12 protein-coding genes are annotated in these 12379 nt (G+C 70.2%); 6 read left to right on the plus strand and 6 right to left on the minus strand.

Going from position 1 to position 12379, the window contains the following annotated elements; translation table 11 throughout:
• Positions 1-33: 33 nt before the first annotated feature.
• The 3 genes from AC4D16_RS15335 to AC4D16_RS15345 form a co-directional block, all read right to left on the minus strand.
• The gene (locus AC4D16_RS15335) at positions 34-2310 is read right to left on the minus strand and encodes a heavy metal translocating P-type ATPase (protein WP_490955603.1); all 2277 of its coding nucleotides are present in this window, start codon (positions 2308-2310) and stop codon (positions 34-36) included.
• Between the two features lies 1 nt (position 2311).
• Complete coding sequence (locus AC4D16_RS15340; protein WP_490950086.1) at positions 2312-2536, minus strand: heavy-metal-associated domain-containing protein; 225 nt, start codon at positions 2534-2536, stop codon at positions 2312-2314.
• Positions 2537-2600: 64 nt separating this feature from the next.
• Entirely contained in the window at positions 2601-2978 is a 378-nt protein-coding gene (locus tag AC4D16_RS15345; RefSeq protein WP_490955604.1) for a metal-sensitive transcriptional regulator, read from the minus strand.
• A gap of 153 nt (positions 2979-3131) precedes the next feature.
• Here AC4D16_RS15345 and AC4D16_RS15350 point away from each other — a divergent pair, with 153 nt between their 5' ends.
• The 4 genes from AC4D16_RS15350 to AC4D16_RS15365 all read left to right on the plus strand — a co-directional run bounded on the left by AC4D16_RS15350 (position 3132) and on the right by AC4D16_RS15365 (position 6453).
• Positions 3132-3806: a DUF305 domain-containing protein gene (locus AC4D16_RS15350; RefSeq protein WP_490950088.1), complete on the plus strand. Its 675-nt coding sequence runs from the start codon at positions 3132-3134 to the stop codon at positions 3804-3806.
• Positions 3807-3945: 139 nt separating this feature from the next.
• Positions 3946-4599: a thioredoxin-like domain-containing protein gene (locus tag AC4D16_RS15355; protein ID WP_490955605.1), complete on the plus strand. Its 654-nt coding sequence runs from the start codon at positions 3946-3948 to the stop codon at positions 4597-4599.
• A gap of 162 nt (positions 4600-4761) precedes the next feature.
• Entirely contained in the window at positions 4762-5502 is a 741-nt protein-coding gene (locus AC4D16_RS15360) for an ANTAR domain-containing protein (RefSeq protein ID WP_490955606.1), read from the plus strand.
• 81 nt (positions 5503-5583) lie between these two features.
• Positions 5584-6453 carry a TPM domain-containing protein gene (locus AC4D16_RS15365; protein ID WP_490950091.1) on the plus strand — a complete coding sequence of 290 codons (870 nt, stop codon included), beginning with the start codon at positions 5584-5586 and terminating at the stop codon, positions 6451-6453.
• Positions 6454-6484: 31 nt separating this feature from the next.
• Here AC4D16_RS15365 and AC4D16_RS15370 read toward each other — a convergent pair whose 3' ends face one another.
• Positions 6485-8098: a peptide chain release factor 3 gene (locus tag AC4D16_RS15370; protein WP_490955607.1), complete on the minus strand. Its 1614-nt coding sequence runs from the start codon at positions 8096-8098 to the stop codon at positions 6485-6487.
• Positions 8099-8236: 138 nt separating this feature from the next.
• On the opposite strand from AC4D16_RS15370, the gene AC4D16_RS15375 reads away from it, so the two are divergent.
• Positions 8237-9493, plus strand: a complete 1257-nt coding sequence (locus tag AC4D16_RS15375) for a GAF domain-containing sensor histidine kinase (protein WP_490955608.1) — start codon at positions 8237-8239, stop codon at positions 9491-9493.
• 33 nt (positions 9494-9526) lie between these two features.
• Here the strand turns inward: AC4D16_RS15375 and AC4D16_RS15380 are convergent, their stop codons facing one another.
• A complete protein-coding gene (locus tag AC4D16_RS15380; RefSeq protein ID WP_490950094.1) occupies positions 9527-9883 on the minus strand; it encodes a hypothetical protein in 357 nt (118 codons plus the stop codon).
• Positions 9884-10089: 206 nt separating this feature from the next.
• A complete protein-coding gene (locus AC4D16_RS15385) occupies positions 10090-11658 on the minus strand; it encodes an MFS transporter (RefSeq protein ID WP_490955609.1) in 1569 nt (522 codons plus the stop codon).
• Positions 11659-11719: 61 nt separating this feature from the next.
• Here AC4D16_RS15385 and AC4D16_RS15390 point away from each other — a divergent pair, with 61 nt between their 5' ends.
• Positions 11720-12280 (plus strand): TetR/AcrR family transcriptional regulator, encoded by a 561-nt coding sequence (locus tag AC4D16_RS15390; RefSeq protein WP_490955610.1) that lies wholly within the window; start codon positions 11720-11722, stop codon positions 12278-12280.
• Positions 12281-12379: the final 99 nt, after the last annotated feature.

A 12379-nucleotide genomic window follows, 5' to 3' on the forward strand; every position in this document is an offset into this window, starting at 1 on the left:
ACCGACCCTGACACGGGCGGCCCCGTCAACCCGCTATTTGCCGAAGTTCCGCAGTCTCAGCGAGTTGGCGACCACGAGCACGGAACTCGCTGCCATCGCCGCTCCCGCGAGCATCGGGTTCAGCAGGCCGAACGCGGCGACGGGGATGCCCACCGCGTTGTAGAAGAAGGCCCAGAACAGGTTGCCCTTGATGGTCCCGAGGGTCCGCCGGGAGAGTTCGATGGCCTGCGCCACCTGCTCCAGGCTGTTGCCCATGACGGTGAGGTCGGCCGCCTCGATCGCCACGTCCGTGCCGGATCCCATCGCGATACCGAGATCGGCCTGGGCCAGCGCGGCGGCGTCGTTCACGCCGTCGCCGGCCATCGCGACCGTGGCACCCGTCGCCTGCAGGTCCCGGATCACGTCCACCTTGCCCTGGGGGGTCACCCCGGCGTGCACGTCCTCCGCAGCGATGCCCACGGCGGCGGCGACCTGCAGGGCCACGGCCCGGTTGTCCCCGGTCAGCAGCACGGGCCTCAGCCCGAGTGTCCGCAGCCGGCCGATCGCGGCGGCGGAGCCGTCCTTGACGGTGTCGGAGAGCGTCACGAAGCCGGCTACGGCGCCATCCACGGCGACCCACACCGCCGTCGTCCCGGCGTCCTCGGCCGCGGTGAAGGCGGCCGAGTGCCCGGGGGTGGGCCGGATGCCGTTGTCCTCCAGCCAGGTGCCGCGCCCGGCGATGACGACGGCGCCGTCCACGATGCCACGGACGCCTCCTCCAGGGGCGCTCGCGAAGTCCGCGACCGCGGGGAGGCGGCCCGCCGCGGCGGCGTGCCGGGCGATCGCCTGGGCGATGGGGTGCTCGCTGCCGGACTCCACCGCACCGACGAGGCGCAGCAGATCGTCGGCGGGCACGTCGCCGAGGGCGACGACGTCGTCCACCGTCATGATGCCGCTGGTGACCGTGCCCGTCTTGTCCAGCACGATCGTGTCCACGGTGCGGGTGTCCTCGAGGACCTGCGGTCCGCGGATGAGGATGCCCAGCTGCGCGCCACGGCCCGTGCCGGTGAGGAGCGCCGTGGGCGTCGCGAGCCCGAGGGCACAGGGGCAGGCGATGACGAGGACGGTCACCGAGGCGGTGAACGCGGCATCGAGGTCGCCGGTGAGGGCGAGCCACAGCACGAAGGTCACGACGGCGATGACGAGCACCACGGGCACGAACACCGCGCTGATGCGGTCCGCGAGCCGGGCGATCGTCGCCTTGCCGCTTTGCGCCTGGCTGACCAGACGCCCCATGTGGGCGAGCACGGTGTCCGAGCCGACGCGCGTCGCCCGGACCACGAGCCTGCCGGAGGTGTTGATGGTGGCGCCGGTGACGGTATCGCCGGTGCCGACCTCCACGGGGATGCTCTCACCGGTCAGCAGGGCGGTGTCCACGGCGCTCGAGCCCTCCGTGATCACGCCGTCGGTGGCGATCTTCTCGCCCGGGCGGACCACGAACTCGTCCCCGGGGATCATGGCGTTCGCCGGGAGGGTCACCTCGGTGCGCTCGCCGTCGACGGTGCGGAGCACGTGCGCCTCCTTGGCGCCGAGGCTGAGCAGCGACTTCAGGGCATTGCCGGCCCGCTGCTTCGCACGCGCCTCCAGGAAGCGGCCGAGCAGCAGGAACGTGACCACGACGGCGGCCACCTCGAAGTAGAGGGAGTGCTCCGTCATGTCCATGCCCGCCATCCCGGCGTGCTGCGTCATGGTCGGGTCCGCCACGAGCTGCCACGCCGAGAAGAGGAACGCCGCGGTGACCCCGATGGAGACGAGCGTGTCCATGGTGGAGGAGAAGTGGCGGGCGTTGATCGCGGCGGCGCGGTGGAACGGCCAGGCCGACCACGTGACCACCGGGAGGGACAGCGCGAGCACCACCCAGCCCCAGTTCGCGAACTGCAGCGCGGTGACCATCGAGATCAGCAGCACCGGCACGGAGAGTACGGCCGCGAGGGTCAGCCGCGCGCCGAGGAGCGACGGCGTGTGGCCGTGCTCATCATGTCCGTCGTGTCCGCCGTCGTGCTGGGGCCGCACCACGTGCGCGCCGTACCCGGTGGCGACCACCGTGTCGATGAGGTCCTGATCCGTCACGGAGGCGGGCACCCGCACCACGGCGGTCTCGAGCGGCAGGTTCACGCTCGCCTCGACGCCGTCGAGCTTGCCGAGCTTCCGCTCGACGCGGCCCACGCAGGAGGCGCAGGTCATGCCCTGGATGGAGAGTTCGACCACGCGCGGCGCGGCCGCGTCGGCGTCCGCCCCGTGTGCCGGGAGCTGGTTCTGCAGAGCCGTCATGTCAGGCTCCGGCGGGCACCACGGTGTAGCCGGCTTCGGCCACGGCGCCCTCGAGGGACGCGGCATCCAGTGGTGCGGAGGAGGAGATGGTGGCGGTGGAGGTGCCGCCGTTGACGAGGTCGACGTCGACGGTCTCGACGCCCGGGAGCTCCGAGAGCTCGCTCTTCACGGCGCTGACGCAGTGGCCGCAGGTCATGCCGGTGATGCCGATGGTGGTGGTGCTCATGGTGTGTCTCCTGGATTCGGTCGGTCGGTCGGTTATTTCGGTTCGGTCGGTGTGTGCAGGGGGATCAGCGGAGCAGCCGGCCGATGGCGGCCGTGGCTTCCTGGACCTTCTCCTGGACGGCGTCGGTGGAGCCGGACACCTGTGATTCCTGGGCGGCACCCACCACGCAGTGCGCGATGTGCTCCTCGAGGAGGCCCATCGAGACGGCGTGCAGCGCCTTGGTCACGGCCGACACCTGCGTGAGGATGTCTATGCAGTACTTGTCCTCGTCGACCATCCGGGCGATCCCGCGCACCTGGCCCTCGATGCGTCGCAGGCGCTTGAGGTAGGCGTCCTTGTCCGCGGTGTAGCCGTGGGGCGCGGTCGGCTCGGCGGATCGGGGTGCGGCACCGGTCTGCACGATCGTGTCGACGATCGTGTCGGTGCCCCTCTCGGTGGTCATGATGTGGCTCCCTGCATGGATGAAACGATACCCTCAGGGGGTATAGCAGTCGAACCGCTATGGGTATTCCCGGTTCGGCCACCTTCTTTGAGGGAACGCCCAGCGGTGTGCCGTACGGTGGCTCTGCGGCAGATCCCCGACCCTAGGACGTTCATGACCCTCTCGCTCGCCCGGTGGCAGAAACTCGTGCTCCTGATCCTCTGCGGGGTCATGGTGCTCGGGCTCTTCGCCCTCGCCTTCACGGCGGGCCGCGTCTCGGCCGGTCCCACCTACCCGGACTCCACGAGCGCCGACGCGGGTTTCGCCCGCGACATGCAGGTGCACCACACGCAGGCGGTCGAGATGTCGATGATCGTCCGAGACAAGGTCGACGACGAGACCCTCCGGGCCGTGGCGTACGACATCGTGACGACACAGCAGGGCCAGGCGGGCCAGATGTATGCCTGGCTCGAGGAATGGGGGCTTCCCCAGAGCACCTCCGAGCCGCAGATGGCGTGGATGGCGGAGGCCTCGGGCGAGCACGGCGGCATGGACATGGACATGTCCGGAAGCTCCTCGGGCGACGCCGCGTCCATGCTCACGCCGGAGGGGTTGATGCCGGGCATGGCCACCCAGGCGCAACTCGACGAACTGCGCGCCGCCCAGGGTGAGGACGCCGAGCGTCTGTACCTCAACCTGATGATCAGTCACCACGAGGCGGGCGTCGACATGGCTGCGGCGGGCGCCGAACTCGCCGAGACCGAGCAGGTGCGCTCCCTCGCCACGAAGATCCAGTCGGGGCAGCAGTCGGAGATCGACCTCATGCAGACCATGCTCGCCGACCTGTAGTCCCCCCGGCCCCTGAGGTCCGGGCACCCGCACACGGGTGCCGGTTCAGGGGCCGGGCCCACCCGCCGGTACATTTGATCCCGGCGCTACCGATCCGCGGCGAACGCCGCAGCCGTACCAGTACCGAAGGGCACTCGCGTTGAACAAGAAGCGATCGCAGGAGAACCAAAACCGTCAGGCCCGTCTGGCCGCCATCCAGGCGGAGCAGCGAGCGGGCGAACGGAAGCGCAATGCCCTCATCTTCGGGGGGATCGGCGCCGTGGTCCTGGCGATCATCATCGCGGTGACCATCGTCATCGTCGGCCAGATCCAGGACAACCGCGTCCGTGAAGCAGCGGCCTCGCAGGACATCTCTGGCGTGGAGACCTTCCCGGACGTCACGTTCAACCACGTCGAGGGCCCGGTGGAGTACGAGCAGTCCCCTCCGGTCGGCGGCGACCACAGCCCCATCTGGACCAATTGTGGCGTCTATACCGAACCCGTGCCCAACGAGAACTCCGTGCACTCCCTCGAGCACGGCGCTGTGTGGATCGCCTACAACCCCGACATCGGGCAGGAGGGGATCGACCGGCTGACCGAGATCGTGGGCTCGCGCTCCTACGTACTGCTCAGCCCGTACCCGGATCTCGACACGCCCGTCGCCGCCAGCGCCTGGGGTCTTCAGCTGAAGGTCGACTCCGCGGACGACCCGCGCCTCGTCACGTTCCTCGACAAGTACATCCAGGGCGAGCAGACCCGCGAGCCGGGCGCCGCCTGCTCCGGCGGCGTGACCCCTCCGGGGCTCGCCTCTTAGCAGGTGAGGGAGCACCTCGGACACCGGCTCACCGCCTGTCCGGGGTGCTGGCAACGTGAGCGCACGGCTGCAAGAAGGTCTCCACCCGACGGGCGGCACTTGGTAACGTGGCATCACACGCCGCTCCCCGCGGCCTTCGCCCTTTCCGGAAGGCGCAGTGGCATGGTCGACAATCGCGTACTCGATGAGGTCTCCCTCCCGGGCATGCTGCAGGACATGGTCCTCGAGAGCGCCGACATCAATGAGTTCCTGGGCGGTCTTGCGAAGTTGGCAGCTGACTCCTTCGGGTCCGAACACCGAGAAGTACTCTGCGGGATCACGCTTCTCCGACCGCGCGCCAAGATCACCGTGGCCAGCAGTTCGGACCGTGCGCAACTCATGGACGAGGTGCAGTACCGGTTCGACGACGGACCGTGTCTGCGTGCCGCGCGCGAGGGACAGGTCTACACCGTGTCCGACTTCCGCACGGAGACCCGGTTCGGTGAGTACACGCGAGCCATTGCCGAACACGGTCTGCGATCGGCGGTGGGTCTTCCCATACCGCTCGACGGGATGGCCGCCTCCGGGCTGAACCTGTACTCGCCCGAGCCGAACGCCTTCAGCGAGAAGGACATCGCTGCGGCGTCGGACCTCGCTCGCGAGGCATCGCGCGCCCTGCGCATGGCCGTGCGCCTGGCGCATCTCAACAGCACCGCCGAGAACCTCGAATCCGCCATGCAGTCGCGCACCATCATCGACATCGCGGCCGGCATCATCATGGGCCAGAACCACTGCAGCCACGAGACCGCCATGACCATCCTCAAGGCAGCCTCCAGCGGCCGGAACAGGAAGCTGGCGGACGTGGCGGCATCGGTGGTCGCATCCCTCGGTCAGCAGGCACCGGACACGCACTTCGAGTCCTGATGCCCGCCTGTCCCACCCTGTACCGGAGTGCCTACACTGTCCGTCCGTAGCGGCCGTCAGGGTTGTGGGGAGGATGCCACGGTGGTTCGAGCAGCTCACAGGGTGGTGACCGTCGTCGCGCCGGGTGGCGCGCTCCTGCTCACCGGATGCGGGGACGCGGCCGCGCCCGAGGTTCCAAACGCTCCGGACCAGGGCAGCATCGTCGACGCAGCGGACGTCCTCACGGACTCCGAGGAGCAGGAGCTCGACGCGCGGATCGACGCCCTCAACGCCCGCACGGACGCCGCGCGCGTAGCCGTCCTCACCGTCGACGGCCTGGCTGGTTCCATCGAGGACATCGCCCGGACCGCCGCGACGGAATGGCGTGTGGGTGACGACGGCGCGGACAACGGCGTCCTGATCGTCGCGGACACCGGTGAGCGGGAGCTGCGGATCGAGACCGCGGACGGCGTGCGCGATGCCTTCAGCGACGACGACGCCGAGGAGGTCGTGGAGGATCTGCTCGAGCCGGCGTCCGCCGACGAACAGTACGCCCGGGGCCTCGGGGACGCCGTCGAGGAGGTCTACCTGTACGCGGAGGGCGGCGCTCCTGCCGAGGAGCCGTTCGACTGGGCGCTGCTGGCCCTCGTGCTCGGCGGGACTGCCGTCGTCGTCGGAGCCGCGATCGCCTCGATCATGGCCGACCACCGGACGCGGCGCCGGGAGATTGACGCCGAGCTCAGGGCCGTCGAGGACGCCGATCCCGAGCTCGGACTCACCGACGAACAGCGCGAGGCCTACCGGACGTACCGCTACTACCACCGCGGCAAGGATGACATCAGCAGCCCGGCCGCCTGGCTGCCGCTCTACATCGCGAATCCGGCTCCGTACTCGGGCGGCTCGGGATCCTCGGGCTCGTTCGTGAACGGCGGCGGAGGTTTTAGCGGCGGCGGGGCGTCCGGGAGCTACTGACTGCCGCTCGCACAGGGCCCGATCCCATCGGTCAGAGGTCGACGGCTGCGCCGATCGCTTCGAGGACGACGTCGGGGTAGTCCTTCCGGAAGTGCCCCACCTTCCACTTGTCCCCGAAGACCGCGACGATCTCGCCGTCGGACCGGTACAGGATCTCCCCGCCGCGGAACGTCTCCGGGACGCCCTCACTGCCGGGTGCCACGCTCATGGCCAGGGAGTAGGAGAGGTTGTCGAGGGACGTCGGGGCGTTGAACTCGGTGCCGAGCCGCTCGGCGGCGACCTCGAATTGAAGGGCCCCGACGGCGGCCAGCACGGGTGCCTGGTCACCGCGCAGGTTGGAGCGCAGCACCTGGACCACGCCCTCGTGCTCGAGCTGCTCGATGCCCCGGCGGAACTGCTTGTAGCGCCCCGGGTCCTTGGCGCGGGCGACGGCGAACAGCTCCGGCGAGAAGCGCGGGATGTCCGGGAACTGCACGGGCCGCTCGGAGAAGAGGCTGTCACCCACGCGGAGGCTGGTGGCGTTCACGAGCCCAACGACGTCGCCCGGCCACGCGGTGTCCACCACTTCGCGGCTGCGGCCGAGCACGCGATGCGCGTACTTGGTGGCGAAGGGCTTGCCGGTGCGCTGGTTCGTGATGACCATGCCGCGCTCGAACGTCCCCGAGCAGATGCGCAGGTATGCGATGTGGTCGCGGTGCGCGCTGTCCTGTCCGGCCTGCACCTTGAACACGAAACCGGACAGCGGGGCGTCGATGGGGCGTGGCTCGTCCTCCTTCGACGGGCGGGGCGAGGGTGAGGGCGCCACGTCCACGAGGATGTCGAGCAGCTGCGAGACGCCGAAGTTCTTCGCCGCGGCGGCGAAGAGGACCGGCGTCTGGCGTGCCGCCTCGAACTCCTCGCGGTCGAAGGAGCCGTTCGAGGACTCCACGAGCCCGGACTCCTCGCGGGCGTCGAGCCAGGCGCCGGCGTCGCGCGGGTCGAGGGCGTCGATGTCAACGTCCGTCTCCTCGGCCGCCTGCGCCCCGGCCTGAACCGCCTCGAGCGCGAGGGTACGGCCCGCCTGCAGGTCGATCAGGCCCTGGAAGTGCCCGGCGATGCCGACGGGCCACGTGAGGGGTACGGGCGTCATGCCGGTGCGCTCGCCGATGTCGTCGATGAGCCCGAGCGCGTCCAGACCCGGCCGGTCCCACTTGTTGATGACGGTGATGATGGGGATGTTCCGTGCCTTGCACACCGCGAGGAGCTTCACGGTCTGCGGTTCGAAGCCCTTGGCTGCGTCGATGAGCATGACGGCGGAGTCCACGGCGGCGAGCACCCGGTAGGTGTCCTCCGAGAAGTCCGCGTGGCCGGGGGTGTCGACGACATTGAGGATGGTGTCGCGATAGGTCAGCTGCAGGGCGGCGGAGCTGATCGAGATGCCGCGCTCCTGTTCGATGCCCATCCAGTCGGACACCGTGGCGTGCCGGCTGGACTTGCCGTGGGTGACGCCGGCGTCCTGGATGGCGCGGGACAGCAGGGCGAGGGCCTCGGTGAGCGTCGACTTGCCGGCGTCCGGGTGGGAGATGACGGCGAAGGTGCGGCGCCGACCGGCCTCACGGCGGACGGCATCGGCGTCGAGGACGGGGGGATCGGTCAGGACAGTCACCTCCCCATTGTCCCCGATCCCGGCCGCGCGGTCCTCCGCCTTCATGCGTCCGCCGCACGCCCGCCGGACGGGCTGGGGGAGCGGGCCGCTAGTCTGGACCCAGATCACAACACACGGCGACGAGGTGGAGGCGCGGGAATGACCGATCAGGCCTCGGTCCAGCGGTCGCCGCACGTGCCCGCCCACGCCGATCTGATCTCGAGGTACGGCCTCCAGATGGCACTCGGTGCGGTGGCGCCCGCAGGATCTGCACCGCAGCAGGCCGCCGAGTCGCAGGCTCCGGCGTCCCTCCAGAACCTCGTGAACGTCGCCATCCAGCTCTGCAACGCCAGCTACGGTGCCATCAACGTCATCACCGAGGACGAGTTCCACCAGATCGCGACACAGGGCCTCGAGCCACTGATGTGCGCGCGGGAGGACTCCCTGTGCGGACAGGTGCTGAAGTACGGACACACGGTCGTCTCGGCGGACTGCTCCGCGGACCCGCGCTTCGCCACCAATCCCTTCGTGGACGGACGTTTCGGTGCCGTGCGGTTCTACGCCACCACACCCCTGCTGACCAAGGAGGGTGTGCCGCTCGGCACGCTCTGCATCTTCGACGAGGTGCCGGGGGATCTCACGGAGAAGCAGGCCGCCGGGCTCGAGACGCTGGCCACGCAGGTGATCGACGTCCTGGACCTGCAGCTGCGCACCCGTCAGCTCGACGCGACGGTGCAGGAGCTGCAGCGCAGCAACGAGCTGCTCGGCGAGTTCGCGGGGCGCATCAGCCATGACCTGCGCGGCCCCATCACCAGCGTGGTGGGCCTCGTCGAGCTCGCCGAGGAGGAACCGCACCTCCAGGAGGGGCCGGCCGGTACCTATTTCCGCCGGATCGGGGCGAGCGCCCTCCGGATGTCCTCGATGGTGGACAACCTGCTGGGGTACTCGAAGATCGGCGGGACGGCGAACCTCGAGACGGTGTCCCTCGCCGACGTGGTGCAGGCGGCAGCGGCGGATCTCGGCCACCACCTGGACGGCGTGCAGATCACCTGGGACGATTTCCGGGGCCGGGCGGACCCTGCGCAACTCCGGGTCCTCGTGCAGAACCTCCTGGCGAACGCCGCGTGCTACGTCCGCCCCACGTCGACTCCCGAGGTCCACGTCTCAGGCACGGGCACTCCCGAGGTGTGGCGCCTGGATGTCGCCGACAACGGCAAGGGGATCGAGCCGGAGGACTACGACCGCGTGCTCGAGCCGCTGGTGCGGCTCGAACGGGACGGTGACCCCGCGGGGGCCGGCATCGGGCTGGCCACCTGCGTGAGGATCGCCCAGGCGCACGGGGGCAAACTCGCTCTGGACAGGACGCCCGGTGGCGGGCTGACGGTCCGCGTCTGGTTCGGCTCCGGCCCCGCCTGAGGTACTCGGACGTCGGCTCGGGCCCCGCCTGAGCTACTCGAACGCGGGGTTGTCCTCGCGGGGCTCCTCGTGGCCCACGGACTTCTCCTCGAGGAACTGGCACAGGGACGCGGCGACCAGCAGCTCCGCGGCCAGGGCGTGCAGCTCCGGGGCGCTGAGTTGGGCCGCGAGGTTCCGTGGCTCCAGTGTGATTCCCCAGGTCGACTGCTCGGGGTCGAGGGGCTGCAGGTAGAGCTCGAGAGAATCGTTGCGCAGCGGCACCACGACGAGTCCTGTGTCGCCGCCGTCGGCGCCGTCCTGCAGGAGCACCCGGATCATGGATCCTCCCTCGCGGGTGGTCCTGAACTCCTCCAGCCAGGCTTCGAGCGTGCGCTTGCTCCGGAACGGCATCCTTGGTCCTCTTCCTGTACCCGGCCATCGAGTCCGTTCCGCGGGCGGCGCGGGCGGCGGCACCCCAGAAGCGCCTCGATCAGCCTACTCAACGTCACCGACGGGCGCGCCCACCGCCGGGCCGGGCTATGCGCGGTGCCGATCGGTGGGCGCAGTCAGCCCGAGCCGCGCGGTGTCACGCGGTGTCACGCGGGGCCGGCGTCGGGTCAGCGCGCCGCCGCCGGGCTGCGGAGGCTCCAGGCCGCGAGGACGGCCGCGCCGACCATGAGGAGCGCCGCGATCCCGGCGGTGAGGGTGACCCCGCCGTCGAAGGCGTGGAACGCCGACTCGCGCAGGAGCGCAGCGGCACCGCCGTCGAGCTGTCCGGCGACCTCCACCGCGCCACCGAGGGTCTCGCCCGCGGCATCGGACTGCCCCGGGGTGAGCCCCGCGGGGAGCACCAGGTGGCGCTGGTAGGACGCCAGGAGGATGCTCCCGAGCACCGCCGTCCCCAGCACCGAGCCCACCTCGTAGGCGGTCTCGGACACGGCGGATGCGGCGCCGGCCTTCGTGGCCGGGACGGTGGAGAGGATGAGGTCGTTGGACACGGTCTCCGAGGCACCCACGCCGATCCCGAGGATCACGAACGCCGTCATGAGCACGTGCGCGCTCCCGCCGTCACCGAGCAGCGCGATCATCGCGTAGGCAAGGGCGGAGAACAGGAGCGAGACCGGGACGACGACGTGCGCCGGCACGCGGCGGGCCAGGGGCACGACGGCGAGACCCGCCGCGATGGTCATGAGGAGCCCCGGCAGGAGGACGAGCCCGGCAGCGAGCGGCGAGTACCCGAGCACGAGCTGCAGGTGCTGCGACACGAAGAACAAGAACCCGACCAGGGAGAAGATGGCCAGCAGGTTGACCAGCACGGCGCCGGTGAAGGCCCGCACGGTGAACAGCCGGACGTCGAGCATGGGGCGGCGGCGCTGGAGCTGGCGCGCCACGAAGGCGATCCCGGCGGCGATCCCGATCACGGCGGCGGTCACCGTGATGAGCAGGGGCCCGCCCTTGGCGAGGTTCTTGATGGCGTACACCACGGGGAGCATGGTCGAGATGGACAGCACGATGCTCGCGATGTCCACGGGCCCCGGATCGCCGTCACGTGATTCGGGGACGACGGCGGGCGTGAGGACCAGCATGAGCACGAGGACCGGCACGGCGAGGAGGAACACCGAGCCCCACCAGAAGCGCTCGAGGAGGAGGCCGCCGAGCAGCGGGCCGAGGGCGGCGCCGGCGGAGAAGCCGGCGGCCCACACGGCGATGGCCACGCGGCGCTGGTTGCGGTCCGTGAAGATGTTGCGGATCAGGGAGAGCGTGGAGGGCATGAGCATGGCGCCGAAGACGCCGAGCCCTACGCGGGCGGCGACGAGGAAGGCGGCGGTCGGCGCGAACGCGGCGATCACGGAGAAGACGGCGAACCCGGCCGCGCCGATCATGAGCAGGCGTCGGCGGCCGAAGCGGTCACCGAAGCTGCCCATCGCGACGAGCAGGCCGGCGAGGACGAGGGGGTAGACGTCGACGATCCAGAGCAGGGTGGTGCCCGTCGTCGCGAAGTGTCGCGAGATCTCCGGCAGGGCGAAGCTCAGGACGGTGTTGTCCACCGAGACCAGCAGCACCGGGAGCATCAGCACGGCGAGGGCGAACCACTCGCGGCGGCCGGCCCGGACGGGGAGGGGGGTGTGGGCGGCACGCGAGGTCACCTCGGACACGCGTGCAGAAGGCGAAGGTGGTGTTGTCATGCTTCTAAGCTATACCGTCCAGCCGGTACAGTACAACAAACGTGACCGGTATCATCACGGGGTGTCCAGTTCCCGCGAGCGCATCCTCGACAGCTTCGAAACCGCCCTGATCCGCGACGGCGAACGGGCCGCGACCATGGAGACCGTGGCCGCCGCCGCCGACGTCTCCAAGGGTGGTCTGCTGTACCACTTCCCGTCCAAGGAGGCCCTCGTCGAGGGGCTGGCCGTCCGCCTGGACGCGCTCGCCGAGAAGGACCGCACGGGCATGACCGCCGCCGCCGACGGCGCGGCCCGGTACTACGTCAGGACGTCCGTGTTCGAGGACAGCCCGCTGGACCGCGCACTCGTCTCCATGGCGCGGCTGGCCCAGCAGGGGCACCCGATAGCGAAGGCCTCCCTCTCGGACATCCAGGAGCGCTGGCTCGACGCCCTCGAACAGCAACTCGGGGACCGCACCACCGCGCGGGCCGTGAAGCTGCTCGGTGACGGCCTCTACTACGACGCCGCGTTCTTCGCCTCCGCCGGCTCGGGCCGCACCACGCCGGGGGACATCGACGAGCTGCTGGCCGTCGTCGACCTCATCGTCGCCGGACGCGGCTCAGAGGCCGACGGCGGTTCCTGAGCCGCCGTCCCCTCCGCCGGCCCAACACTGATTCGCACGTCGACAACGTTGGCAAGGGCCTCCTGGCCGGCTACCTCCTCGCTGCAGCTGTCAGCGGGC

The sequence above is a fragment of the Arthrobacter sp. TJ-236 genome, assembly GCF_058269235.1.

Bases quoted from the DNA above. Each gene is read 5' to 3' on its own strand.
- AC4D16_RS15340 (WP_490950086.1), bottom strand. From the start codon at position 2,536: ATGAGCACCACCACCATCGGCATCACCGGCATGACCTGCGGCCACTGC.
- AC4D16_RS15345 (WP_490955604.1), bottom strand. From the start codon at position 2,978: ATGACCACCGAGAGGGGCACCGACACGATCGTCGACACGATCGTGCAG.
- AC4D16_RS15360 (WP_490955606.1), top strand. From the start codon at position 4,762: ATGGTCGACAATCGCGTACTCGATGAGGTCTCCCTCCCGGGCATGCTG.
- AC4D16_RS15385 (WP_490955609.1), bottom strand. From the start codon at position 11,658: ATGACAACACCACCTTCGCCTTCTGCACGCGTGTCCGAGGTGACCTCG.
- AC4D16_RS15380 (WP_490950094.1), bottom strand. From the start codon at position 9,883: ATGCCGTTCCGGAGCAAGCGCACGCTCGAAGCCTGGCTGGAGGAGTTC.
- AC4D16_RS15335 (WP_490955603.1), bottom strand. From the start codon at position 2,310: ATGACGGCTCTGCAGAACCAGCTCCCGGCACACGGGGCGGACGCCGAC.
- AC4D16_RS15375 (WP_490955608.1), top strand. From the start codon at position 8,237: ATGACCGATCAGGCCTCGGTCCAGCGGTCGCCGCACGTGCCCGCCCAC.
- AC4D16_RS15350 (WP_490950088.1), top strand. From the start codon at position 3,132: ATGACCCTCTCGCTCGCCCGGTGGCAGAAACTCGTGCTCCTGATCCTC.